The organism is Baaleninema sp. (assembly GCF_049974805.1).
GTDB lineage: Bacteria > Cyanobacteriota > Cyanobacteriia > Cyanobacteriales > Geitlerinemataceae > Baaleninema.
In genome coordinates, this window is sequence record NZ_JBNGCO010000007.1 from 1 (window position 1) to 26,193 (window position 26,193).

Annotated in this window: 20 protein-coding genes; 2 read left to right on the forward strand and 18 right to left on the reverse strand. The window is 52.7% G+C overall.

The window, feature by feature from the left end; genetic code table 11:
- Positions 1-83: 83 nt before the first annotated feature.
- Entirely contained in the window at positions 84-782 is a 699-nt protein-coding gene (gene purQ / locus ACP5D4_RS02655; protein ID WP_428010071.1) for a phosphoribosylformylglycinamidine synthase subunit PurQ, read from the reverse strand.
- Positions 779-1,054: a phosphoribosylformylglycinamidine synthase subunit PurS gene (purS, locus tag ACP5D4_RS02660; protein WP_428010072.1), complete on the reverse strand. Its 276-nt coding sequence runs from the start codon at positions 1,052-1,054 to the stop codon at positions 779-781. Before purS ends, purQ begins: the two co-directional genes overlap by 4 nt.
- Positions 1,055-1,700: 646 nt before the next feature.
- Between purS and ACP5D4_RS02665 the strand changes: the two genes are divergently transcribed.
- Positions 1,701-2,096: a Fur family transcriptional regulator gene (locus ACP5D4_RS02665; protein ID WP_428010073.1), complete on the forward strand. Its 396-nt coding sequence runs from the start codon at positions 1,701-1,703 to the stop codon at positions 2,094-2,096.
- Between the two features lie 112 nt (positions 2,097-2,208).
- Here the strand turns inward: ACP5D4_RS02665 and ACP5D4_RS02670 are convergent, their stop codons facing one another.
- From ACP5D4_RS02670 to ACP5D4_RS02735, 14 genes are all read right to left on the reverse strand, one after another.
- Complete coding sequence (locus ACP5D4_RS02670; protein WP_428010074.1) at positions 2,209-7,596, reverse strand: PA14 domain-containing protein; 5,388 nt, start codon at positions 7,594-7,596, stop codon at positions 2,209-2,211.
- 670 nt (positions 7,597-8,266) lie between these two features.
- Positions 8,267-9,487, reverse strand: a complete 1,221-nt coding sequence (locus ACP5D4_RS02675) for a hypothetical protein (protein WP_428010075.1) — start codon at positions 9,485-9,487, stop codon at positions 8,267-8,269.
- Between the two features lie 66 nt (positions 9,488-9,553).
- A complete protein-coding gene (locus ACP5D4_RS02680) occupies positions 9,554-11,017 on the reverse strand; it encodes an MBOAT family O-acyltransferase (protein ID WP_428010076.1) in 1,464 nt (487 codons plus the stop codon).
- Positions 11,018-11,141: 124 nt separating this feature from the next.
- Positions 11,142-12,389, reverse strand: a complete 1,248-nt coding sequence (locus ACP5D4_RS02685; protein ID WP_428010077.1) for a glycosyltransferase family 4 protein — start codon at positions 12,387-12,389, stop codon at positions 11,142-11,144.
- 6 nt (positions 12,390-12,395) lie between these two features.
- Positions 12,396-13,700: a glycosyltransferase gene (locus ACP5D4_RS02690; RefSeq protein WP_428010078.1), complete on the reverse strand. Its 1,305-nt coding sequence runs from the start codon at positions 13,698-13,700 to the stop codon at positions 12,396-12,398.
- A gap of 350 nt (positions 13,701-14,050) precedes the next feature.
- The gene (locus ACP5D4_RS02695) at positions 14,051-15,376 is read right to left on the reverse strand and encodes a UDP-N-acetylglucosamine 2-epimerase (RefSeq protein ID WP_428010079.1); all 1,326 of its coding nucleotides are present in this window, start codon (positions 15,374-15,376) and stop codon (positions 14,051-14,053) included.
- A gap of 67 nt (positions 15,377-15,443) precedes the next feature.
- Positions 15,444-15,944 (reverse strand): KdsC family phosphatase, encoded by a 501-nt coding sequence (locus ACP5D4_RS02700; protein WP_428010080.1) that lies wholly within the window; start codon positions 15,942-15,944, stop codon positions 15,444-15,446.
- A 38-nt stretch (positions 15,945-15,982) separates the two neighbouring features.
- Positions 15,983-16,825 carry a 3-deoxy-8-phosphooctulonate synthase gene (kdsA, locus tag ACP5D4_RS02705; protein WP_428010081.1) on the reverse strand — a complete coding sequence of 281 codons (843 nt, stop codon included), beginning with the start codon at positions 16,823-16,825 and terminating at the stop codon, positions 15,983-15,985.
- Complete coding sequence (kdsB, locus tag ACP5D4_RS02710; protein WP_428010082.1) at positions 16,822-17,559, reverse strand: 3-deoxy-manno-octulosonate cytidylyltransferase; 738 nt, start codon at positions 17,557-17,559, stop codon at positions 16,822-16,824. Before kdsB ends, kdsA begins: the two co-directional genes overlap by 4 nt.
- A complete protein-coding gene (locus ACP5D4_RS02715) occupies positions 17,556-18,557 on the reverse strand; it encodes a KpsF/GutQ family sugar-phosphate isomerase (RefSeq protein WP_428010083.1) in 1,002 nt (333 codons plus the stop codon). Before ACP5D4_RS02715 ends, kdsB begins: the two co-directional genes overlap by 4 nt.
- Before the next feature lie 363 nt (positions 18,558-18,920).
- Entirely contained in the window at positions 18,921-20,078 is a 1,158-nt protein-coding gene (locus ACP5D4_RS02720) for an acyltransferase family protein (protein ID WP_428010084.1), read from the reverse strand.
- A 177-nt stretch (positions 20,079-20,255) separates the two neighbouring features.
- Positions 20,256-21,356 (reverse strand): class I SAM-dependent methyltransferase, encoded by a 1,101-nt coding sequence (locus ACP5D4_RS02725; protein WP_428010085.1) that lies wholly within the window; start codon positions 21,354-21,356, stop codon positions 20,256-20,258.
- 61 nt (positions 21,357-21,417) lie between these two features.
- A complete protein-coding gene (locus ACP5D4_RS02730; protein WP_428010086.1) occupies positions 21,418-23,229 on the reverse strand; it encodes an ABC transporter ATP-binding protein in 1,812 nt (603 codons plus the stop codon).
- Between the two features lie 37 nt (positions 23,230-23,266).
- On the reverse strand, positions 23,267-23,419 hold the full coding sequence (locus ACP5D4_RS02735; protein WP_428010087.1) for a hypothetical protein: 153 nt from the start codon (positions 23,417-23,419) through the stop codon (positions 23,267-23,269).
- Between the two features lie 395 nt (positions 23,420-23,814).
- On the opposite strand from ACP5D4_RS02735, the gene galE reads away from it, so the two are divergent.
- Complete coding sequence (galE, locus tag ACP5D4_RS02740) at positions 23,815-24,816, forward strand: UDP-glucose 4-epimerase GalE (RefSeq protein WP_428010088.1); 1,002 nt, start codon at positions 23,815-23,817, stop codon at positions 24,814-24,816.
- A gap of 20 nt (positions 24,817-24,836) precedes the next feature.
- Here the strand turns inward: galE and ACP5D4_RS02745 are convergent, their stop codons facing one another.
- Both ACP5D4_RS02745 and ACP5D4_RS02750 read right to left on the reverse strand, forming a co-directional pair.
- Positions 24,837-25,202 (reverse strand): hypothetical protein, encoded by a 366-nt coding sequence (locus ACP5D4_RS02745; protein WP_428010089.1) that lies wholly within the window; start codon positions 25,200-25,202, stop codon positions 24,837-24,839.
- A 194-nt stretch (positions 25,203-25,396) separates the two neighbouring features.
- Positions 25,397-26,173: a hypothetical protein gene (locus tag ACP5D4_RS02750; protein WP_428010090.1), complete on the reverse strand. Its 777-nt coding sequence runs from the start codon at positions 26,171-26,173 to the stop codon at positions 25,397-25,399.
- Positions 26,174-26,193: the final 20 nt, after the last annotated feature.

Below are 26,193 nucleotides of genomic sequence, written 5' to 3' on the forward strand. Positions count from 1 at the left end.
GTAACTACCTGTGGGTAGGAATCACCGTCCTTCTAGGGCGGTGAGGATGTCAAACCTGAACGATCGACAAGTATCGGACAACATTATCGAGCCACAGCGACGGACTCGAGAATCCCTTTGAACAAAGCCAATCCGTCCGTTCCACCCACCATCGCATCGGAGGCCCGTTCCGGGTGAGGCATCATGCCTAGCACATTTTGTGCATCATTGCAAATTCCTGCAATATTATTTAACGAACCATTAGGATTGGCGTCTTCCGTGACTTCTCCAGCGGGGGAACAGTAGCGGAAGAGGACTTGTCCGTTATCTTCGAGTCGCGCCAGGGTATCAGCGTCAGCGTGGTAGCGGCCTTCACCGTGGGCGACGGGGAGGACGATGGGGCGATCGCCGCTGTACTGTTGCGTCCAGAAGACATCAGTACGCTCGACTTTCAGGGGGGTTCGATCGCAGATAAAGTGAAGGTCGCGGTTGCGAACCAAAGCACCGGGGAGCAGTCCCACTTCCGTCAGAATTTGGAAGCCGTTGCAAATCCCGAGAACATATTTTCCCTGACGGGCGTGTTCGACCACAGCGGGCATAATAGGAGAGAAGCGAGCGATCGCGCCGCAGCGAAGATAGTCCCCGTAACTGAAGCCACCGGGAACCACCACCACATCGACGTCACCGAGATCCGTTTCCCGGTGCCAAATTTTACGAGTCGGCTGTCCGAGGAGTTCTTGGGTGACGTATACCACGTCTCGATCGCAGTTAGAGCCAGGGAAGACGAGAACGCCGAATTTCATGCGCTAACCTCCTCAGCCATCGCAGTGACCTCAAAGCGGTAATTTTCGATAGTGGGATTAGCCAGAAGTCGATCGCACATAAAATCGACTTTCTCTCGTGCGTCCGCCTCGTCGTTAGCATCTAACGTCAGTTCGACGTATTTTCCGATACGAACGTCACCGACTCCCTCAAAGCCGAGTTGTTGTAGACCCGATCGAACCGCCGTTCCCGCCGGGTCGAGGACAGAGGGTCTGAGGGTAACATAGATTTGAGCTTGATAACGTTGACTCACAGCAATGCCTAGAACAAAGATCGGCGGAGGTGCTACCGCATACACTTAGTGACATCCTCCCGACGCTCACCCTAGCAGGTAGAGCGCGGGCTTCCCAAGATCGCTCTTGGGTATTCCTGCCCCACGCCACTTATCTAGGTCGAACCCCATGATTCTTCCCCCGACAGACCGACTTGACAGGCTGTTTCCAATTCCCAGAGTCCCTGGGTACAGCTTTACAGAAGCTTCCTTTGTACTGCAAAGTTTTTACCCACCCACAGTCCTTGGCCACAAAGCCAAGTGTTCTCGATGGAACGCCCTAACTTCGGCGATCGAGGTTCAGCGCCGTTCTAGAACTTTGGAGGTCCCGGCCATGCCTGACTTTCACTCTCAATCTACGGGTGGCTAGACCCTTGGTATTATAACCTAAAACCTTTGTGCTGTATGCACTTTACTCGACTGTAACCCAAAGATTGGGTGTCGATTTTCGGGGGATCGACCCCCTCAATCGACGAACCCCTCATTAGTTAAGTTACATCTTAAGTTACATCGGAGCGAACCCACTCCGACCGCACTCTCAACAAAGCTGTTACCCCAGAAACAGGTTCGGCGACAGCGATCGAACCCCGTCCCGCTACCACGATCGAACCCATTCCCAAAACTACCAATGAAAATCCGGCGCACCCGCTCCCAAGACAAAATCCTCAACCTTCTCGAGAGCCAAAAGCGATCGCTCTCGGCTCAAGACATCTACGTGGAACTGCGAAAGCGCAACCAGAGTGTAGGATTAGCCACCGTCTATCGCGCCTTAGAAGCCCTCAAACTCGAAGGATTAGTACAAGTGCGAACCCTCGCCAGCGGCGAATCCCTCTACTGTCCGCCCCACCAAGACAAACACCATCTGACGTGCTTGCAGTGCGGCGCCTCGATTCCGTTGAGCGAATGTCCCGTGCGCGATCTCGAAGAACAGCTTCACCAAGAACACCAATTCAAGATTTTTTACCACACCCTCGAATTTTTCGGACTCTGCCAACAGTGTCTGCAAGCCGAAAAATCCGTGTAAAACCCGTTGAGAATTAATAATTGACAGAGAACCGGAATAGAGTGCATGACGTAAAAAATCGGGTGTCGCAATGAAACCGAGAACTCCGAGACGCACCGACCATTTACACCACCTAGACCACGTTAATTTGACTCGCAGCCAAAGACGGCGTTCCCTCCAAAATTGCCAGCATAACCGGGGCGCCAGCCGCCGTTCCGTCAATATCGAAACTCAACCGTCCCGTAGCCGTATCGTAGAGGAACGTCGCATCGCTGCTGAGAGGCGCAGCATCCACACCGCTGACGAATACCCCCGTCTCCGAAGCCGTCGAACTCAGAACAACCCCCCCTTGCAAACCGCCGCCGAATCCCGCCGCCGACACTCGAACCCTGTCGTCGTCGTCGAAATCCATGAGAACGTCCGTTCCCTCCTGTGGGGCGTCGTAGGTGAAGGTATCCGCACCGCCACCGCCCGTTATCGTATCCGACCCCGCACCGCCCCTTAAAACATTGTCGCTGGCGTCGCCGTCGAGGGTTTGCGCCCCCTCGTTCGACCCAGCGTAAAGCGGAATTAAAAAACCGTTCCCCCGTTGCGTAAAGCCAAAATTGTTGAAAATTTGCTCAGTAACGCCGTTTTGAGTATCTTCAACAAGAATCTCGTAACTGCCCACGTTGTAGCGGGACTCGCCCACCCCCGCAATCGTCAGTTGAGACTCATTGTTGATAAATGCCGGACGATCGACCGGAATGCGATCGCCCCCTCCCGCCGGATAAATCAAACCGCCCAAAACCTCCGTGCGACCGCCATTAACATTCTCCACAACGACCCCTTCCTTCTCCGTCTTCAAACCCAAAATCCACAAATCCGAGCCATTGTTGAGGATGTTCGTCGTAGCGATTTCCGGATTGAGTTGACGGGCCCAAACCCGCTGTTGGTTAAACTCCCAACCGCCGATAGTCACATCTTCAATAAAAACCTTACCGCCCGTCACGCTGTTGCGATACGCCGTTCCCGAACTAGTTAGGATGTTCCGCATCGTCAGCGGTTGCGTCGTGGCTTGGTCGAACCAGTAGAAGCTACCGCCGCCGCTGTTACCCCAAAACCGCTCGATCGACACCGGGTTTGTCGTCCCCTCAAACCGGAACACAGGCTGATTTTGGCTTTTGAGAGGATCGTCAATAGTGAAAATCGTCTGAAAAGACAAACCCGTGATGGTTTGCACCCCATCGCCGACCGTCAACGTATCATTAATATCGTAATTTCCTTTCGGAAAGAACACCGTCGCCGCCCCAGAATCCAACGCCGCCTGAATCGCCGCCGTATCGTCGATCCCGTCGTTGGGAATCGCCCCGAACTCCGTCGGACTCACCCAGTTAGCCACATCGTCGTAAAACACCCCCGGCGCATCTTCCACGGGCAAACTTAACGAAGATTGCCCCGAGGGGAACGTACCGTGAATCGCCTGAGAAACATATTCATCAATACTGTTCCCCGGAACCACGACCCCGTTGTTGTCCAACGCCGAAGCATAACCCGAAGTCGCCACATTGCGGGCGTAGAGAGTTCCCGCGTCCATATCGATCGCAGAATTCCCCGAAGACCCGCCGCCAAAAGTACTATCGAGAACCGTAACAATGCCCCGTTGTTCCGTATTGCGAATCGCCGGGACACTGTTATTACTGGTGAGGTTGTAGAACGTGGAAATATTCCCTTCATTGAGAACCCCAACAACCCGTTGGTTCGACAGCGAGACGTTTTCAAAAACGTTGCTGTATTCGTTATGGTCAGTTTTGATGCCCACATCGAACCCTTCGATCGTGAGGTTTTTCATCATCGCCGGACCCGGCCAGGGCGTCGTCAACGCCAACCCCGTATTACCTCGGAAATTGCTATCGCTCGATCGAATCGTGACATTACGCAGACCCCCTTGGTTATTATTTTGGAACGCCACACCGATCGCACCCGGATTGTTCGCCCCCACATCAATCGTGATATCGTAAATCGAATTTTGGAACGCCTGCCCCGTACTCCCCGTACCATCAAACAACTCAATCAGCGGTTGCGGACTAGTCGCATTGCCGAACAACTCCAAACCGTTCGCCGCCTTAATCACCGTATTGTCCTGACTTTCCCCCAAAATAGACAAACGGCGATCGTCGCCCCAAGTCAAAGTATCCCTGACAATATACGTCCCATCGGGAAAATACACCGTGCGATTGTCCGCCATCGCCGCCAAAATCGCCGCCGTATCGTCCGTAACGCCATCTCCTTTCGCCCCGTAATCCCGCACATTGGCAATATTCGCCCCAGCCGGAAAATTGAATCCCGGCGTAGCAAAATCATCGTTGAGAATCGTACCCACAGCAGAATCGTCAACGATCGCCGCTTCCGTGGCATTACTGAGTTGCAAAGAGAAAGTTTCGTCATCTTCGATCTCTCCATCTCCCCGCACCGGAACCGTCACCGTCTGTTCCACCGTCCCCGCCGCAAAAGACAGCGTTCCCGAAGTCGCCGTATAATCGCTTCCCGCTGTCGCCGTCCCGTCGCTGGTGGCGTAATCCACCGTCACCACCTCGTCATTGGGCGCCGACAGTTTGACCGTAAACACCAAATCCGTCGTACCGCTATCCTCCTCATTCACCCGCACGTCCTGCACCGTCACCGTCGGATCTGGATACAGCTGACTTTGGGGAATCACCTCCCGCGTTTGCGACGGACTCGACCACAACAACTGCGCCGTCGCCCCCCCTTGATTTTCAAAATATTCCAACTCAATATCGTAGTGCTGACCCGCTTCCAGGGCAATGGTTCCCCTGTGTTCCGTCGGTCCTTGGAGTTGCCACTTATCGATAATCAGTTCGTCGTTGACCCACAGCCGCACCCCGTCGTCCGTAATCGTATGGAAAGAGTAGGTTTCCGTAAAACGGGGTTCGAGGTCTCCTATCCAACGAATCGAATAGAAATCGGAACTGAGTCCGCCAATGGCGGCACCTTGCCCCCAGCTAAAATCGATCGTCGGGTCGGTGCGGGTTCGGGCCAAGGTCTCGAAGTTCGTCCCGTTGAAATACTGACCCGTCAAACCCGTACCGCTGGCGCTGACGAAATCGTTATCGACGATGGTGAGAACGGCACTATCCTGAGACCCAATGCTGGCCCCTCCTGTAGGACTGTCCAGGGTCAGATTGAGGGTTTCCATACCTTCAATAGCGTCGTCATCTACCAGAGGAATCGAAATGACTTGCGGCGTATTGTCGCCATCGGCAAAACTCACCGCAATCGGCGTATCATCGTAATCCTCAGGACTCGTCGCCGTTACATCGCTGAAGCTTACCGTCGCCCCCACCGCGCCGCTGATACCGCCTTTGCGAGCCACTTGTACGGCGGCGATGGGCGTACCGTCTTCTCGCACGCTAAAGGTCAAATCGCTAAATTCCAGAGTTCCGGGGTTAGCATCGAGGGGATACAGCTGGCTCGTCGGCACGATTTCCCGGCTTTGGGACGCGCTCGACCATTCCAGTTGCGACACTGCCCGTCCCAAATATTCGTAATAATCGACGCGAATATCGTACTTTTGCCCCGGATTGAGGGTAACGGTGGCGCTATTGGTCGTCGGGGCTTGGATTTCCCAATCGTCGATGAGGAGTTCCCCATCGACCCACAACCGAACCCCGTCGCTGGTGGTGGTATAGAAAGTGTACTCTTCGGCGTACAGCGGCTCGATTTGCCCCTGCCAGCGCACAGCAAACGTATCGTCGTCCACCCTAGGATCGGGCATTCCACCATCCCAGTTAAAGTCAATAGTAGGGTCGGTGCGGGTCAGCACCAAATTGGCAAAATCGGGAAACTGACCGTCATGGTCGTAGTAGTACCCCGTCAGACCGGTTCCCGTGCCGATATTGGCGTCGTTGTCGATAATATTGACGCTGGCAGTATTTTGAACGCCGAGAGTCGCTCCCCCCGTGGGAGAAGTCAAAGTCAAATCAAAGGTTTCTTCTCCTTCAACGAGGTCATCGTCGGCGATAGGAATGGAGACGACCTTATCGGCATCGTCGCCGTCGTCAAAACTGACAGTAATGGGGTTGCTATCGTAATCGTCGGGACTCACAGCGGTGACGTCGCTGAGTTCCACAGTAGCGCTGACGACTCCGGTACTGCCTCCACTGCGGCTTACAGTGACATCGAGGACGGGGGTTCCGTCTTCTCGAATGCTGAATTCCGGCGCAGTAAAGGCAAGACTCCCGCGCGGTAAGTTGGGGTCGGGATACAGCTGGCTCGTCGGGACCACTTCTCTCGGTTGAGAGGCACTGGACCACTCCAGTTGTGAAATTGCCCGTCCTAAGTATTCGTAGTAATCGAGGCGAATGTTGTACTGTTGACCCGCCTCCAGGGTAATGGTGGCGCTGTTGGTGGTAGGGGCTTGGATTTCCCAATCGTCGATGAGGAGTTGTCCGTCCACCCACAGGCGCACGCCGTCGCTGGTGGTGGTGTAGAAGGTATAGGTTTCGGAATGTTCGGCTTCGATTTGCCCCTGCCAGCGCACGGCGAAGGTATCGTCGTCTACGGCAGGGGCGGGGGCGCCGCCATCCCAGTTAAAGTTGATGGTGGGGTCGGTGCGGGTCAGCACCAAGTTGGCAAAGTCGGGAAATTTGCTGTTGTGGTCGTAGTAGTATCCGGTTAAGCCGGTTCCGCTCCCCGAAGGAGAGGACGGCGTCGAGGAGGAATCGTTGTCAGCGATGGTGACGGTGGCGCGGGTTTGGGCGCCCAGGGTCGCGCCGTTGGTGGGGTTGACGAGGGCGACGTCGAAGGTTTCGTCCACTTCGATGAGGTCGTCGTCCACGATGGGAAGGGTGATGACTTTATCGGTATCGTCGCCGTCGGCAAAGCTGACGGTAATGGGGGTGCTATCGTAGTCGTCGGGACTCGACGCAGTGACGTCGCTGAGATCGAGGGTGACTTCGATCGATCCCGTGTTTCCCCCGCTACGGCTGACGGTGACGGCGGCGATGGGGGTTCCGTCTTCGTCGTAGCTGTATTCTGAGGCGGTCAGTTCCAGGGTTCCGGCGTCGCGGCTACCGGCGGAGTCGGGATAAAGCTGGCTGCTGGGGACGATTTCTCGGGTTTGAGAGGCACTGGACCACTCTAGTTGTGAAATGGCTCGTCCTAAGTATTCGTAGTAATCGAGGCGAATATCGTATTTCTGTCCTGCTTCTAGGGTAATGGTGGCGCTGTTGGTGGTAGGGGCTTGGATTTCCCAATCGTCGATGAGGAGTTGTCCGTCCACCCACAGGCGCACGCCGTCGCTGGTGGTGGTGTAGAAGGTATAGGTTTCGGAGTGTTCGGCTTCGATTTGCCCCTGCCAGCGCACGGCGAAGGTATCGTCGTCGACGCTGGGATCGGGCATTCCGCCATCCCAGTTGAAATCGACGGTGGGGTCGATTCGGGTCAGGACGAGGTTGGCAAAGTCGGGAAATTTACTGTCGTGGTCGTAGTAATATCCGGTCAGTCCGATACCGTTACTCATGGTTCTTAGGTCGCGATAAACTCAGTTGTCGTCTTGGGGCTGTTTGCGGAAGCGGTGCGGTTCTCTTTCTAGGAAAGCCGCGAGTCGGCGGGGACGCTTGAAAGACCCACTGCCCCCGAACACAGCTCGGCCTCGCATGGGAGGCGAGACCCCCACTTAACAAACGCTGCCAACACCCTGCTGGTCGCTCCAGGCTTCAATAAAGTTGTTGTTTAAGTGAATTAAACGTAGTTTTTTTTGAGTTACTTCTTATTATGGAGTCCGGAATCGGGGTTTTTAGAAAACTTCTCCGTGTCTTTACTGAATCTATAAAAACAGCGAACGCAAATCCTGCGTGAATTTGCGTTCGCTTTACGGAATCTTTAAAAATCGCGGTACGAAAGTACTCGGAGGCTAAGCGACGATTGAAAGTTGAGGGGCGTCGAGGTTGGGGATTTCCTGTGAACGACCACTCATCATCGCGAGGCGATAGATGAGATGAGTGGCTTCGAGCTTTCAAAGGGAATCGCCTCGGGAAGCGTCGAACGAATTCGACCGTCTTACTTCCCTCCAACGGAAAAGCCGGGTTTCTTGATTTCCATCCCCGAGTTGACAAAGCGGTGCGTTCCGGCCGGTTTCACTTTTTTTCTAACTCAAACAGCCATAAACGCCGGAATACAGCCTACCTTTCTCACTGTTGGCGGCTCACGGTATACCCGAGGGCGCTGCGAACGGCTTGTGCGACTTCGGCGACTTCGTGGGGATAGTCTTGTCGGTAGCGATCGCCCGCCGTCCGTATCGAGGCTAAATGAGTCTCCAAGGTATTCTCAGTCAGCAAAACGCCAAAATCTGAGGGAAGGTCTTCAAAACGCGCTGAATCTTGCGCCATAACTGCGAGAATCACATCGCCGAGTTCTTTTTTGTAGTGCGACGCTTCGAGATACCAGCGCATCTGTTCGGAACTCTTTTCGGGGGGAACGGCTTCGGTGGTGATGCTGTTGTAGCCGCTGAAATCCCACAGGGAAACTCGCGGTTTTTGGAAATTGCGGCGAGCGTCTTCTTCAACAATGGTGACGAGTTCTCGTTTCCAATTCTCGAAGTCTTTATACCGTCCCAATTCCCGCATTTTTTCCAGTTGTCGCGCGTGAACGGGGGAAATAAACAGTTTGAGTTCGATATTATGTTCTCGACAGTCGGCGATAATTTCTCGCAACACTTCCAGGGTATCTTCGGAAAACGCCGGAACGCTGAGATCGGTTTCTTCTACGCGAGCGAGAGAATAGTTGAGTTCTTCGCGAAACAGTTGGCGGGAGTCGATCGATTTCGCTTGGCGTTTTTTAAAGCCGCGATCGGTTTCGATGATATCCTGTTCGTAGTCGATCGCATTTTTGGCGATGGTTTTTAAGGAATCGATGGTAGTGTGGCGGGAAATCAGTCGATCGAGATAGCTCAAATAAACGTTGCGATCGACAAATCGAGATTTACTAAAATCTTCCCCCGGCGTCCAATTGACGCTGAAACTGCCCATATCCAACCCCAAAATGACCGTTTCTAAGTCTTGGTGTTCGAGGGCAAATTTCAAAACATCGCGAATTTCGTAAATATGCGATCCTTCTAACGCCGCGTTATACGCCGACGCACCGTCAAACACCGGATGTAACGGATCGATGCCGTTGTGAGTGCGCGAGGTTCCTAAAATCAGTGCATCGTACTTTCCCCCTTCGAGATCCAGGGATTTGACAGTACGCAGAACCGGTTCTGCCACTTGGTATTTCTCGCGGTTGAACTGGTCGATTTTGACGACACGAAACAAATGTTGCGGATCGACGACTAGGTTAAAACAAGCCAGTCCAAAAAATCCCGTGGCGGCAAATCCTAAATATTTGCGAACGTAGGCTCTTGAGGATTTCATAATTTAAAAAACGCGATAAACGTAAAAAAATGGGACTAAAAACTCAAATCAGTAATGCGATTTTTCTCAAAATTGGAAATAAATAAACTCGTTTTCTTGGGAAATAAACGACGCCGCCACCACTAACGCCGTCGCGCCAAACAACGCCCAATGAGGATCGGGCGTCCACTGCCAACGGCGAGTTTTAGCTAAAGCGGTTTCGGCAGCGTCTTCGAGTTCCGGAAGGCTGTCAGAAATCCATTCTTGGGTATTGGGGGCAAAGAAAGCGATGCCCAACAGTGCCGCAATCCAGACCACAGCATCTTGAGAAGACATCCCACTGAAACCGTTGAGTCCCACCATGCCCCGCAAGATCGCCGTCGCCGAGGCTAAATCGATGGCGCGGAACACCACCCAACCGACGACGATGGCTAAAAACGTCACCAACTGGGCGCTAACTCGATACCACCCAGCCTCAACGGGGGGCGTGTTTTTCTCCCACCAGCGATGTACGACGAGGTAAAATCCGTGCAATCCCCCCCACAACACAAAGGTCCAACCGGCGCCGTGCCACAATCCTCCTAACAGCATCGTCACCATTAAGTTGATGTAACGCCGCCTTTCGCCTTTGCGATTTCCGCCAAGGGGAATGTAAAGGTAATCCCGCAAAAATCGAGAGAGCGTCATGTGCCAGCGTCGCCAAAAGTCGGCAATACTAACAGATTTGTACGGAGAATTAAAGTTGAGGGGCAGGCGAATGCCAAACAACCGCGCCGCCCCGATGGCCATGTCGGAATATCCAGAAAAGTCGAAATACAGTTGTAAGGTATAGGCTAAGGCGCCCACCCAACCTTGAGCGAAACCGATTTGCGCTCCGTTGGCGGCTGCGTCGAAAACGGGATTGGCAAAGGTGGCGATGGTATCGGCGAATACGACTTTTTTAAACAAGCCGATGGAAAATATTGTCAGTCCGATCGCCATGTCGTCACTGTTGAATTTCAGGATTTTTCCTTGGGAGAATTGTGGGATAACATCGCCGTGATGGACGATCGGTCCGGCGATTAATTGGGGAAAGAAGCTGACGAACAGGCTGTATTTGAGAAAGCTGTATTCTTGGGTTTCGCCGCGATAGGCATCGACGAGATAGGCGATTTGTTGGAAGGTAAAGAAGGAAATCGCCAGGGGCAGGACGATCGCGCCGAAATCGAGGGTCGTTCCCAACAAGTCGTTGGCGATCGATGCGAAAAAGTTGGCGTATTTGAAATAGCCGATGAGCGCGAGGTTAACTGCAATACCGCCGATGAGTCCCCATTTGCGAGGGCCGTCGTTAAGGCGATCGCGACTCAAGAACCGGCCGACGGCGTAGTTAAAGACGATCGAAAACAGCAGCAGCAGTAAGTAGGGCGGATTCCACCATCCGTAAAAGAATAGGGACGCCGCCACCAGCCATCCAATGGCAAGCCGAGCGTATCCCCAACGGTTGATGGCGAAAAAGCCGATGAGGGCGACGGGCAGAAAGGCGAATATAAAAGTGTAGGAGTTAAACAGCATGACTGGGATAGTTAATAGTTGATAATTGATAGTTGATAGTCGATCGCGTTTTTAAGCCAGCGGTGAAGTAGAGAGGAAAAACCTCGATTCGATCGGGTTATATGAATTTCACCTTCTCATCTCATCATCCCCTCTTCTTCTCTGCGATTAACTGATTGAAAAGAGACTGATAGAGGCGGGCTTGTCGATCGAGCGGAAAGGCGACTTCTGCCTTTTGACGGGCTTGATAACAGAGTTTTTCGTGGCGGTCGTCGTCTTCGAGTACCCAAGCAATACCTCGGGCGAGGTCGTCGATATCGTAAGGTTTGACGAGATAGCCGTTATGGTGGGAATCGACGATATCTTTGGGACCGGTGGCGTTGAAGGCGACGACGGGGGTGCCGCAGGCTAGGGCTTCCGAGGCGGTTTGGCCGAAGGATTCGTAGATGGAGGGTACCACCATCACGTCGGCGGCGGAATACACGATCGATAGGGATAAATCGTCGCTGAAACTGCCCAGATAATGGGCGTTGAAGCCTAAATCTACGGGGTTGTTGGGTTTCTCGGCACCGAAGACCACCAATTCGACTCGTTCTCGCCATCCTTGTTGGCTTAACTGTTGCAAGGCGGGCATCAACAGGTGAAACCCTTTCCGTCGATCGGCGGTAGCAGAAAGCGCCCCAAACAACACGAGTTGCTTGTTTTGAGGGAGTTGTAATATGTTTCTGGCCACTGTTCGATCGATCGGCCGGTAGACTTGGGTATCGAGACAAAAGGGAATGGTTTCAACGCGGCGGTTGCGAAAGAGGGAACTGGCTTTCACGCAGTCGCTCATCCAGGTACTTGGGGTAACGACGGTAAGGTTCGCGTCGCGCCAGGCTTTCTGTTTGCGTTTCCACACCCGGCGAGACAGGTCGTTGTCTCGATCGCTCTTGAGTTGGGGACAGTTACCGCAGTTATCTTGGTAGCGATCGCAACTTCCGCTGTAGTGACACCCTCCAGTCAACGGCCACATATCCTGTAACGTCCACACCAGGGGTTGGTTCAGTTGGGTCAGAGTTTCAATTCTCACGAAGCCGTTACAAACCCAATGCAAGTTAACGACATCGGGATCGAGTTTTTGAACCTGTCGCCCGATGTTGTCGGGGAACCACTGAGTTGAAAAGAGTTTCTGTTCTCGCTGGGGATACTGTCGCAGCGGAAGTCCTATTGAGGGCGGCCCCAGTTTGGTCAGCAGGCTTTTTTCGGCGATGACGCTACGATCGCCGCTGGATTTTTCCCGTACTAGCATTTGGGACGGGACGCCGATGCTGCGTAAGCCCTGGTGGAGTCGGTAGGCTGCCCGGGCGGCACCTCCTCCGATGTCTGATGTACTGAGAACGAGCGGCCGCATAGTCAGTTAGGAATGAAAGCTAGAGAGGGCAGGGGAGGCGGGGGAAGAGGACGCCGAGTCGCCGACGATGGTTTTGAGAATGCGTTCGAGGGAGGCGATCGAATGTTGTTGGAGATAGCCCTCGAAGTCGAAGGATAGAGAGGTTTCGTTCGGTGTCTCGAGCAAGCGATCGAAAGCGTCGATACAGGCTTCGACATCTCCTTCGGGAATACTCAATCCCATACCGAACCGTTGCACTCGTCGGTCCATGCAGTATCCTTGGCTGACGACGAGCGGTTTTTGGAACAGGGCGGCTTTGGTTAAAGTATTACTGCTATATTGAAAGTTTTCGTATGCGGCAAAAAGTAGGTCGCAAGCATTTATAACACCATTAAAAGTGCCGTCATCTGGAATCGATTTTAAATAAAAAAAGCAATTTTTACTTTGACTTTCGGAAAAGCTTTGAAATTTTAAATAGTCGTCGTTTAATTCTCGATCGAAATCCTGGTTGAACATGGCCTGGGAGAGCGGCCCGGCAAAGACGAAAAACCAGTCTTTCTCCGCCGAGCGTTGGGCGACTTCCATCAGGGTTAACAATCCCTTGCGCTTGCTTAAGGAACCGACGAGTCCGATAATTTTTCGACCTTGGGCTTTGTCGCGAATTTGTCGAACGATGTCGCAGTTGGGTTTGGCTGGGGTTTCGTCGGTGAAGTCGGGGAAGGGAAAAACGGGACAAGGGAGTTGTCCTTGAAGTGTTTGGGCGATGTCTTCGTCGAGGAGAGTCAACGCCCGACAGTGGGAGGCTTTGGCGATCGACCAATGGTCGAGAGAAACGTTGGACAGGGGCAGTTTGCGATCGCCGAACCGCAAGGAACCGGGTCGAAAGTACAACCCCGACCAAGGATAGGGAAACAAGCGATCGACGATCGTGCCGTTGAGATAGTAACTAAAGTAATTATCTAACCAGTTAAAAAACACCAAATCTGGCTCGACACCGACGGTTTCGACGGCCTTCCGGACTTGGGTCGCGGCATAGTTCCACCGGGCTAAAACGGCGATGGGTTGGGGCAAACGACCGAGTCCGGGAAGGTTTTCGGGAAACATCCCGAAAAACGGAATTTCTTTCCGTTTGAGTTTGGGCATCTTCACCGGATGGAAGTATTCGAGGGAAACCGTACCGCGTTCTTCGAGCCAGTTCTGCACCGCATCGGGATCGGGGTAAAAGCAAAAGACGCGATATCCGGCCTCTAACATGGTTTTACAGAACCCGCGCATATAGGTGAGGTGATGACCTCGACCGTGGTTGGTGTCGATAAAGGCGATGCTTTTCATAGATTCAACAGATCGATCGTTAACGGTGTGAAGAGAATCCTTCTACGCACGAGTTTTTCGCAGTTGCTTTCAAGTTGCTCTTGAAAGGCGGGGTTTTAGATCCATTTTTGAGATCCATCCTTTTCGATAAAAACACGCAAGCCGGATCGGGGATGCTCGATGCGGTCGATCGCCTGCATTGTTTGTAGGGTATGCGATCGACTCGCCGCTTGCCAACAAAACCTGCGTAACTTCACAAAATCAATAAATACGATCGCCCTTAAATTACCGTATTTGTACGGAGAAGCGAGGCGGTTCCACCAGACGCTTCATCAAAAGTTTAAAAAAAGTGTGAAAACTTGCCATCGCCCTCAACGGGGGAGTTCCTGCAAGATCGTATCAACGGCGCGATCGGTGGAACCGCCATCGAGCTTGTAGGTAATATCCTCCGTCACCTTGTCGCGGGAGTCCACGGCGTCCCTATCGAACAACGCCGCCGAAACCGCCTCTTTTAACGAGTCTTCCGGCGAAGCGTAAGCGGTGCGATAACTCCCGTATTCTTCAAGATGTTTGTACCCCTTCGAGGGTCCGTCTTCAAACAAATCGAAGGCCACAACTTTCTTACCCATCATCAACGCTTCTTCCGCCACCGTCGAACACCGCGTCAACAGCAAATCGGAAATCGACAGAATCCCGTAAACGTCCAATTCCGTAATTTCCGGCTCGATAACGAGAATATCCGACGAAAGAGACAGTTCTTCTGCGGCGTCTCGATAAAGATTGGGGGTTTTACTGTCGTTGGGGTGCATCTTCACCAACAGCAGAACCCGATCGAAATCTAACCCTTTATAAAGCAGTCGAATATATTTTCGATACAATTCCTGCTCGTTTTCATACCCTTTATATTCAGTGTGCAAACAAGTGGCCACGGAAACAATTTTACGAGACTCCACTTTCTCCGCCATCTGGGGATATCGAGCCACTAACCGCTCGCGAACCTGTTGGGGATCGATGTCAGCGAGGCGATCGTGAAGCGGATTTCCCACCAAACGAATCCGGTTTTCATCGACGCCGTACTCTTCAACCAACTCCCGTTCGACTCGTTTTCCCCACACCATAAACTTATCGGAAGCCGTCGTCGCCAACCCCGCCACAGAATCCCGCCGCGTTCCCCCATGTTGAATCGACAGGGTTTTGACACCAAACTTTTTCAGGCGATCGACGGTATCCACACCGCATTGATGGAAGTCGTACAGCATTCGGTGGTCCAAACAGACCACCACCAGCTTGTTTTCCGGCTGTTGGCAGGCTTCGATGAGTTTACTATAATCCGTTTGAATCGGACAGTTGAGTGCTTCGAGTTTTTCTAAATTCGAGGGCGTTAACTGAAGTTGGTGAACGCCGCTCAATACAATTAAATTAACCTGAATTTTCTGATTTTGAACCTCTGGCCGTTGCCACAAATTGACCAGCAACGGAATTAACAGCCGCTCGCAGGCTTTAGAATACAGAAAAAACGTAATTTCCGGCTGTGTCGAAATCGATTGCCCCGGTAACTGAGTCAGAAAGTATTTCCCCAGCAGTTTCAGTTTGTCCTCAAACGTCAAATAATCCTGAGCCGGAAAGTAATACTCAGACAGAATCGAGGCTTCGATCGGCTGAATTGCCTTTCTCAACCCAGTTGTGAGTTTAACCATCGCTGCTGTGGTTCCCCGTTACATCTTCAGAATTGACGGATACGTTGAAGAGACCTCGCCCTCGTTCTTAGGAGCGACAGGCGACGAGCAGATCGCAAATTTCCCGCACCGCCCCCTCGCCGCCTCCTTTCTGCGTCACGTAAGCGGCTGCTTCGAGATTCGCAGACATGGCATCGGCCACCGTCAGGGGACAGCCCACCCACTCGAGAACGGGGATATCGTTGGCGTCATCTCCCATGTAGGCGACTTGCGTGCGATCGAGCTGCAAGGTTTCGCACAACCCTTTCAACGTCGCGAGTTTGTCCTCAATCCCCACATAAACATGGGCAATTCCCAAGGTTTTCGCCCGGTGGCGGGTGGCGGAGGCACCGCTGGCGCTAATAATGGCGATGTCGATTCCGGCGTTTTGGGCGAGTTTGATGCCCTGTCCGTCTTTGACATTGAACTTTTTCATCTGTTCGCCGCTATCGCTGTAGTACAAACCGCCATCCGTCAAAACGCCGTCTACATCTAAAGCGAACAGTTCGACGCGGGCGAATCGATCGCGCAAATCTTCCGCAAGAGCCACTCCCATCTCCTCAACCGTCACTCCTCAACCGTAAATTGCTATACCAGTACCGGAATCGCGGTTTCGTTGACCGCCTCCCGCACTCGCAAAATCGGACGCAATACCTCTTCGAGTTGCGCCAGGGGAATCATATTCGGTCCGTCGCTGAGGGCGCTTGCGGGGTCTTCGTGAATTTCCATAAACAGGGCGTCGATACCCACCGCCGCCGCCGCCCGCGCTAAAACCGGGGCATATTCCCGCTGTCCGCCGGATTTATTCCCCTGACCTCCCGGCATTTGGACGCTGTGGGTGGCGTCGAACACGACGGGATAGCCCAGTTGTCGCATTTGGGGCAACCCACGAAAATCCACGACGAGGGCGTTGTAACCGAAACTCGTTCCCCGTTCAGTCAGCAGCAGGTTTTTCGCGCCGGCCGCTTCCAGTTTTTTGACCACGTTTTTCATATCCCAGGGGGCGAGGAACTGTCCTTTTTTGACGTTAATCGCCCGTCCGGTTTTCGCCGCCGCCACGAGAAGGTCTGTTTGACGACAGAGGAAGGCGGGAATTTGCAAAACGTCTACCACTTCAGCGACGGGGGCGGCTTGGGAGCTTTCGTGAATGTCTGTTAAAACGGGAAGTCCGAATTCGTCTTTGACCCGTTGCAGAATTTTCAACCCTTTATCGATCGCCTGTCCGCGAAAGGAATCGATCGAGGTTCGGTTGGCTTTATCGAAAGAGGATTTAAAAATGTAGTTGATGCCGAGTCGATCGACCACTTTCGCGATCGATTCTGCCATCTTTAAGGTGAAGTCCTCCGATTCGATGACGCAAGGACCGCCGATGAGGGTCAGCGGTTGTCCGTCTCCAATATTGAGGGTGTCAGTAATTTGAGTGCGAATCACGATTTCAGACCTTTGGCGATGTACGAGGTAGCTTTTTCCAAATCTTCCGGCGTATTGATTTCGATCGCGGCTTTTTCCGTCTGACACACGCGAATCGCATAGCCGTGTTCGAGAACCCGCAACTGTTCTAGGCCTTCACACTGTTCGAGGGGAGTTGGGGTCAGTTTGGCATATTCAGCCAGGAAATCTTGTCGAAAGGCATACAACCCCAAATGATGGTAGACCGGGGCAACGCCTCGATTGCGGTAGTAAGGAATGGGGGCGCGGGAGAAATACAAGGCGTGTCCTCCCACATCGCACACCACTTTCACGGTATTCGCGTCCTGGTAGTCCCCATCCGACTCCAAGGGACAACCGAGGGTGGTCATTTCTGGCATTTCCCCTCGGACGTAGGGTTCGAGGAGATGCACGAGGGATTCTGGCGTCACGAAGGGTTGGTCGCCTTGGACGTTCGCCACCACTTCCATATCCCGATAGCGTTCGGCCACTTCTGCCACGCGATCGGTGCCGCTGGGATGGTCGTCCCGCGTCATTTCCACGTTACCCCCGAACTCGCGCACGCAGTCGGCGATTTTGTCGTTGTCGGTGGCGACGACCACGCGATCGAACAGAGAACATTGACAGGCAGCTTCGTACACCCACTGCACCATCGGACGCTCCCCCAGTCGCACCAGGGGTTTACCCGGAAAGCGTTGGGATTGGTAGCGGGCGGGAATTACGGCGAGAATTTTCACAGCAGGCCGCTCCGTGCGATGTCGTGCAAGCGCAACAAGCCGATACAGCGTCGGTCTTTGTCGATAACGGGCAACACGGCAATCTGGGAGGGGCGATCTTCCATAATTTTCAGGGCGTCGTAAGCCAGCATTTCCGCCGTCACGGCGATGGGGTTGCGCGTCATGATGTGACCGGCTTGTAGTTGGGCCAGTTCGCTGGGATCGATTTTTTGCATAGCCCGCCGTAAGTCGCCGTCAGTGATAATACCGATGAGGCGATCGTTGTCGATGACGTTGACCGCTCCGAGTCCGCCTTTACTGATTTGACTGACGGCTTCGAGCCAACTGGCGTCGGGTTCGATGGTGGGATTGTCGTCTCCGCCGTGCATCAAGTCGGACACGCGAACAGTCAGCCGTTTGCCCAACCGTCCGGCGGGGTGGTTGAGGGCGAAATCTTCTGGAGTCAGTCCTTTGAGTTCCATGACCGTCATCGCCAGGGCATCTCCGATGGCGATCGCCACCGTGGTGCTGGTCGTCGGTGCCAGGTGCAGGTGGCCGGCTTCTTTTTCGATGGTGGCGTTGAGGACGACGTCGGCGTTGCGGGCGAGGGTCGATCGCACGTTGCCGACGAGGGCGATAATGGGGACGTTTCGCTGTTTGAGGCAGGGCAACATGGCCAGCACCTCGTCCGTTTCGCCGCTGTTACTGAGGGCGATGGTGATGTCGTCTCCCGAGACGATACCCAAGTCGCCGTGTAGGGCTTCTGAGGGGTGGAGGAACACGGCCACGACGCCGATACTCGTCAGGGTGGCAGCAATTTTTCGCGCGACGATGCCGGATTTTCCGACCCCTGACAACACGACTTTGCCGCGACAGTTGGCCATGAGGGCGACGGCTTTATCGACTTCCTCGGCTTGAAGTTGTTCGGCCACTTTGGCGATGGCTTCAGCTTCGAGTTGGAGGAGTTCGGTGACTTTGGAACAATGACTTTTTGGGAGAAACGAGATGGGAGACTGCATCGGTTGCCCCTTGAATTGCGATCGACAGGCAGAGGCTCGCACCTAGGCTCGCATTCTAGACTCGTGCTTGAGATAGCGTTGCCAAACTGCTGCTTATTTTCGAGCGTAAGCGATCGATTCTACGATTGCCAAGGTTTTCTCCGTATCTTCATCAAAATCATAAAATCGATCGCGCGGCGTCAACCGTATTTATACGGGTTTTGAGTTTTGAGAGCGGTGGGCGAAAAGGGAGATTTTACGGGCGATCGATCGCTGCGGACGAAGTTCTCGAGACCGTCTTGAGACCTGCTAGTGCAAACAGTTGAGTGGGTTCGTTTTTGAAGTTTTGATGAAGGACGAGGCGGGAACGAGCGGGGTGCAAGCCTATCGTACCAACGGTTTCAGCCACGGACCTCGAGCTTTCGGTCGCCCCATCAGTTGCGGCACGACGGTATTTAACAGTTTGGCCACCGGCCAAGCCACCAGCAGGGACAGCAACGTTAAACCGAACGCCAGAATGTGGGCGGTTGCGCTGTTTTGGAGGTTGAAGTAGGGGGCGATCGCGCGAACGATCTCAATATTAAAGGTGTTATCGAGAATGCCGTTCAAACCCAACAAAATCAGGGTACTGCGACCGATATCCAACAGAGGCGGCCACGGCGGCGTCAGTTGCGCGATCGCCATCGTCGCCAACGCTCCGGCTAAGGCCGTCAACAGGAACCAAAACCAGTTTCCGTAACTGGCCACCGCCATCGAAACAATCTCGATCGATCCGCGAAACGGTCCGCTATTGAGGCCGAACGTCAGCACCGTTAAGGCGACGCCACCCACAGCGACAGCTAGGGAACGACCGCGATGGGGATGCGCTCCGCCATCGCTGGCAAACACTCGCAAACGAGCGCAGCCGAGTCCGAACAAATAGAACGAATAAGCGGCGATCGCTTCGTAAACATACCAGACATTGCGATCGATCCCCGTCAAAGACACCACGAGATCGAACTGGCTGTTGACGAGAGCGCCGACGACTGAAAACGCAATCGCCGCGCCAAAAATTGCTCGAGCAGATCTCAGATATCGCTTCAAGCCAAAATGTATAATTTCGACGACGAACAAGCAGACTAAAAACCAAGTTACTGCACTAAAAACCGGGAACCCCCGCAACAGTTTTAACCAATGAAAAACATAGGCTTCCAAATTCCAAGCTTCCTGTTGTCCCGCCGGAAATACCAAAGCAATCCCCAATCCTATCGTGTTAAACACCAATACAGGAAGCAAACGCGAGAGTGCCTGATATTTCAGGAAGTAACCCAAAGACTGTTTTTTGTCTTTATAGACGTATCCCGACAAAATAAAGAATAGTGGGATATGAAAGGAATGCTTAAACTTCAATGCGGACAACAGCAAAACATAGTCGAGATCGACAAAACTTTCTAACAAATGTCCGTAAAACACAAGAAAGATACCGTAAGCCTTGGCAATATCTAACCAAGCAATTCGGCTTGAATGGGGTTTGGAAGTTTGAATTCGATCGGAAAGCAACATTTAAAAAATACCTTCAATACAAAGATCGGAGAAAGATTCGCCACAAATCAGTTGAGTTTCGAGTTCGACCAAACGGGTTTTTACCAAAAACCCGGCATCTTGGAAATGCCGGGTTTCTCAGAGTGTATTCGGTACGGCGTCCAGCCCGGTCAGCTTTAAAAATGCCTTAGCGAGACCTTAGCGAGCGAACACCCTTTTGACTTTACGCCACAGGCGATCGGGAGAAGTCAAGGTTTCTAACTTGTTCGCGATCTGACCTTTACACAATCCCATTTCATAAAGACTCTCGGTTCGTTTGAGATATTTCAAATAGCGATTTCCGACAGGTTCAAAACCTGGGTTTTCTGTCATCGTTTCAGCCAAACGAAGTTTAACCCACAGTTCGGGAGATTTCGACCAAGGGGTTTCGAGGCGGGTGTCGGGAACGACTTTTTCAGCACTGTAACCGGCGCGACGGGCTAACCGTCGGACGCCTTCGATCGAGAAATTGTATTTGTGGGCCACGTGCAAGTACATCAACAAATTACCCACCGCCGCCGGATGTCCGATTTCATCAATATGATAAATATCGGGGACGATAACGAGGATTTGTCCGTTCGGCTTCAAAAAGTTCCGACATTGGTTTAAAAAGGCCACGGTATCGGTGAGATGCTCGAAAACGTGATGCAAATAAATCAGATCGAATTTCACCTCGGGCATCGCTTCGCCAATGGCGTCGATCGAGCCGTAAAACAGACTTTCAACACCGTTTTGTTTCCCGAGTTCCATCACCGTCGTATCGTAGTCGCAGCCAGCAACGTTGTAACCCCGTTCTTGAATCGTTTTCAACGCACCGCCGCCGCCACAGCCCACTTCGCACACCCAGCCGCCCTCGGGGAGTTCGTCGCCCACCGTCGCGAGAATTTTCTCGGCATAGCTGCGCTGGCTGGCAAAATAGCTATCGTAAGTCCCTTCTTCGAGATCCATTCCGTACATTCGACGGTAGGTATGGGTGTAGAAGTCACCGAGGCTGGCTTCGTCGAGATAGGGATCGATGCGAACGGTGCCGCAACTGAGACAGAGAACGGACTTAAACGGTAAGCCGTAACGATCGATCTCAGACAGGAGAACATCGTTTTTCTCGGCACCGCAGGGACAACTCGTCGGATGTAACTGATACTCGCCGGATTCGAGTTTCGATCGCACTAAGTCGATGAGTTCCCGTTGCGTCGCCGATACAGACGGCTTAAAGGGATGAGTGGGATTGAAGGCGAATCGCGGCGAAAGGACTTGAGACATCGCTAAACCTCTTTAAAAATAAGGGAAAAACTCGATAAAAAACTCGATCGCCCTCGAACTGCTATTGCAGGGCTTCGGGTTCGAGGACGACTTCGGCGTAACTACCGGATTTGACGACGCGACCTTTTTCCATCAGATAAATTCGATCGCAATGTTCGACGGTGGTGAGACGGTGGGCGATAATAATGAGGGTTTTCTCGCCGCTGAGGGCTTGAATCGACTGATTGACGAGATGTTCGGTTTCGTTATCCAAAGCAGAAGTCGCTTCATCGAGAACCAAGATATCCCGTTCGTGATACAACGCCCGAGCGATACCGATACGCTGTCGCTGTCCCCCAGAAAGACGAACCCCCCGTTCTCCCACCTGGGTTTTAATCCCTTGGGGTAAATCCTGCATCAGTTCGCCGAGTTGGGCGGCGTGAATCGCTTTATCGAGCCGTTCGGCGTCGATCTCCTCGTCGTTTACCCCAAAGGCGATGTTGCGTTCGATAGTGTCTTCGGTTAGGAAAATCGACTGGGGAATGTAGCCAATGAGGTTCTGCCACGCTCGCAAGTCGCGATAGATAGAAATACCATCGACGCGAATATCGCCAGATTGAGGCAGAAGCAAGCCGAGAATCGTATCCACGAGGGTGGTTTTTCCCGCCCCAGATTTGCCAATCAGGGCGATCGATTCCCCTTTAGCCAGCGTTAAGGAAACGCCGGTGAGGGCGTTTTCTTCTGCCGCCGGATAGCGATATACCAGCTCGTCGAGACAAATTTCTTTTTGAAAGCTCAGGGTACGGCTGGGGCTGGCGTTCCCGTTGTCGTTGGCTGTCGCGACGAGATACCCCGCCGGCATTTCTTCGGAGTTGCGTTTAGTTTCCAGTTCTCGGATATCGTTGTACACCTTATTCAGGGCATAGCTGGAACTCCGCAGGGTTTGCGTACTATTGACGAGATTGGTAATAGCTGGCATCAAGCGAATCGAGGCCAGGGCGAAAATTCCCAACACTCCCGTTAAGTTGTCGATATCGTTACCCAACAGCAGGTAAATGGAGGTAAACCCCACCACGACGATGACGAGCATGGCTTCGACGACGATGCGGGGAATCAGTTTGATCGACAGTAAGGAACTGGCGGACTCTTCGTATTCTCGAACCCGCTGAGATAGAGCGTCTTCAAAGTAGCTCGCACAGCCGATGACTTTGGTTTCTTTGATGCCGCCAATACCGTGGTTGATCGTGCGGATCGTCGCTTCGTTAGATTTACTGAGTCGCTTTCCCCATTCTTTCACCCGATCTCGGTAATTATGCAGAATAAATATCAAGGGAAGAAACAATGTCAAGATAACGACAACAGCTAAGAGGTTCGTGGCACAGAGTAAAATACTCAGAGAAACGATAACAATCAGGTTGGCTGTGGAGTTGAGTAAGGTCATTAAGACCGAATTGGAAAACGATCGCGTATCGTCGATAATGCTTTGGATGATGTAGGAGCTACTTTTAGAGAGGTGAAAGGTATAGGGTGCGTTGAGATAAGCGTCGATCAGCTTTTTACAAAGTTCTCCTCTTTGGTGAAAACTAAAGACAAAAACGTAGCGTTTGACGTGCCATGTAATCCAAGACTTTACAATAAAAACAACACTAATTAGCAAGCCAAGAAGAGCGACAAAAACCATTTCCGATTGAAGGTTTAAGGTATTATAAATAAACTTTGTTATTGCATTTGTATGAATCGTTTCAGGATTGTTTGTCAAGGACAAAAACGGCCCAATCAAGCCAATTCCAAACACCTCTAATGTAGAAACGAAGATAAACAAAGCGACAATCAAAAAGAGTCGCTTTTTGGGGGCAGGCAGAACGTAAAAGAATTTTTTTAGATACCCTAACATTTAAACTCTCGTATGATAAAAAACAGCAGTTTTGCGCTTAAATTACCAGGGAGTTCGCGTTTGGGGGCGTGACGTCCACTGGATATCCCTGGGTTGGGGCTTTCGGGAGCAAAAGCTGGATGTGATAGGTCGTTCTCCAATTCGAGCGATCGTACAACGCTGAAAACACGACGGGAGGACTCGGTGACATCTCTGCCGTTCGTCGGGCAGCTCGTGCGTGCTTTTCCGTCGAAGATAGCACAGGCTTGGAAGAAGGCGCTCGTCTGCGAGGAAAAAACTTAGGGAAATTTTAAATTACAGGGAGAGTTGTAAAGATTTCTTGGTCTGCTGTACCGCTGTTTTTATATTTGTCTCGATCGCTAGAGGGGAGGAAAGAGTACATAAAAGCGATCGATCCCGGTTTGGGGACGAGTGCTGTGGAAAATACGGAGAACCACGGGGCGCGGCCTCGCTGAAGGAGCGGTTCTCTCAGGAAAGTGCTTCGGGGAGTCAATGGCGGCGAATCCTGTCGAACTTTCACACGATCCGGAAATTTGCGCCTATCCTAAGCACTAGAAGCAAAGCCCTGTAAGGAGAAAATCAGCCGTGTCGTCAGCCAAACCGACGATTTTAGTAACCGGAGGAGCGGGATACATCGGTTCTCACGCCGTTCTCGCCTTAAAAGACGCCGGATATGAAGTTATCGTTCTCGATAACCTGGTTTACGGCCATCGCGATTTACTGGAAAAGGTCTTGAACGTGGAGTTCGTCGTGGGTGACACCACCGATCGAACCTTGCTCGATCGACTCTTCCAAACCCACGACATCGCCGCCGTCATGCACTTCGCCGCCTATATCTTCGTCGGCGAATCCGTCACCGATCCCGCCAAGTACTACCACAACAACGTCGTGGGAACGCTGACCCTTCTCGAAGCCATGAAAACGGCGTCAGTGGACAAATTCGTATTTTCCTCCACCTGCGCCACCTACGGCATTCCGCAATTTATGCCGCTGACGGAAGACCACCCGCAACATCCCATCAATCCCTACGGCTACAGCAAGCTTTTCGTCGAACAAATGCTGTCGGACTTCGATAGGGCTTACGGCTTGAAATCTGTCCGATTCCGGTATTTCAACGCCGCCGGAGCCGATCCCCAAGGACGACTCGGGGAAGATCACGATCCCGAAACGCACCTGATTCCCCTGGTGTTGCAGGCGGCGTTGGGACTGCGGGAGTCGATCGCCATTTTCGGTACAGACTACGACACCCCAGACGGAACCTGCGTTCGCGACTACATCCACGTCTGCGATTTAGCCCAGGCTCACGTCTTGGGGTTGGAATACTTATTGAAAGGAGGAGACTCTCAAACCTTCAATCTCGGCAACGGCAACGGTTTTTCGGTTAAAGAAGTCATTGAAGTGGCACGAGAGATAACGGGACGAGAGATTCCCGTGAAATTGGGAGAACGTCGTTCTGGAGATACACCCGTGTTAGTGGGCAGCAGTGCCAAAGCCAGAGAAATCCTCGGCTGGCAACCGCAATACGGGGAGTTGCGGGATATCGTCGCCCACGCTTGGCAGTGGCATCAGAAACGCCACGGTTCTTAGAGACTCACTGGGGAATCCCGTTACTCGAAGCAGAACCGGGGAACCTCTACAATGCGACCGTAGAGGAAGTTAGGACGGTCTCTGTCGCCTCCCTCGTCGAGGTCGGGGGGCTGACAGCACAGAGCGAGTTTCGAGATTCCCGGCATCAAATCCATGACTTTACCGACGAGACGCTCGGCCACTTCGACGAGTTCTTCGGTGTCGTCGAGGGTCGAGGCGATAATGAAGAAGGTCTGTTCTCCAGTGGGACTCGGTGCAAATCCAAAACTGCAATCGTACAGCAGGTCTTGAAGCGAGTCGTCAAAAGCCTGACAGAAGTACGTCAAGAGGGCTTCGTGGAAACTTTGGGTCAGTTCGCGATCGCGAGAGCTGTATTCTGAACGCATGGTGGTTGTCCTTGAATTCTGCGCCGGTTGGGACGCTTGTATGACGCCTCGACCTCTCTATACATCTACTGTGACTCGAAATTGGGAAAATTTGGGCGATCGAGATCTACGACGGGTGCGATCGTCGATAGGTTTCACAGCGATCGAGATTGGTTTAAGCTGAGATCTCGATCGCACGGGGTCGGTCTGTCGTTTTATCGATAGTAAAAATCAAAGTCTTGTAACGCTCGCAACCGCGCCCGATTCAAACGATAGTGATAGCCGAGTCGTTTGCTGAAACTTTTCCACAGCGTCGGTTTGGGGCGACTTAAGGAAGCGTCCCAATGTTTCAGAGCCGCCGCGAGTTCGCGATAGCCCTCGTTATGAACTGACAAGCCCACTTTCGCGGCTGCCAAGCCCATGAAATTCCCCGATCCGGCATACATTCCGCGCAATTCCATGTAGTCGCCGATTTTTTGCCACATCCGTAGAAATTCCCGTTCTTTGCCCCCTTCGGGAACCACAACGTACAACGCCTCGCCAATCCAGACGGCATTTTCCCATTGGTTGGGGGTCATTTCCAGTTTGTCCGCCACTTTTTTGAGATCGGGCAAACTGTGGGGGCGGTTTTTCGTGACGTGATCGACGAGGTTCTCGTAAACGGAGGTGATACCGGGTTTCCAGTGAAGATCCTCGGGAATGCGATCGACGAGATGGGTATCGGCGTCGATGTGAATCACCACCGGGGCGATCGACAGGGCGGTTTCGATGAGAAACAGTTTGTCGTTATAGCAGTGTAAAATCCCTTGCTGGCTGTGTTTGAACGCTTTGATGTTGCTGACGGTATCGAAGTCGCTGGGTTTGTCGGTATACACCACCAACGACGAACCGGGAGCGTGTTGGGCGAGTTCTTCGGCCAAGCCGACGGTCATCGTTCGATATCGCTGACCCAGTGCGAGGGTCGCAAAGCAGTAATCTTTTTCTTTCGGCATCGTTACCTAATTCCTTAGTC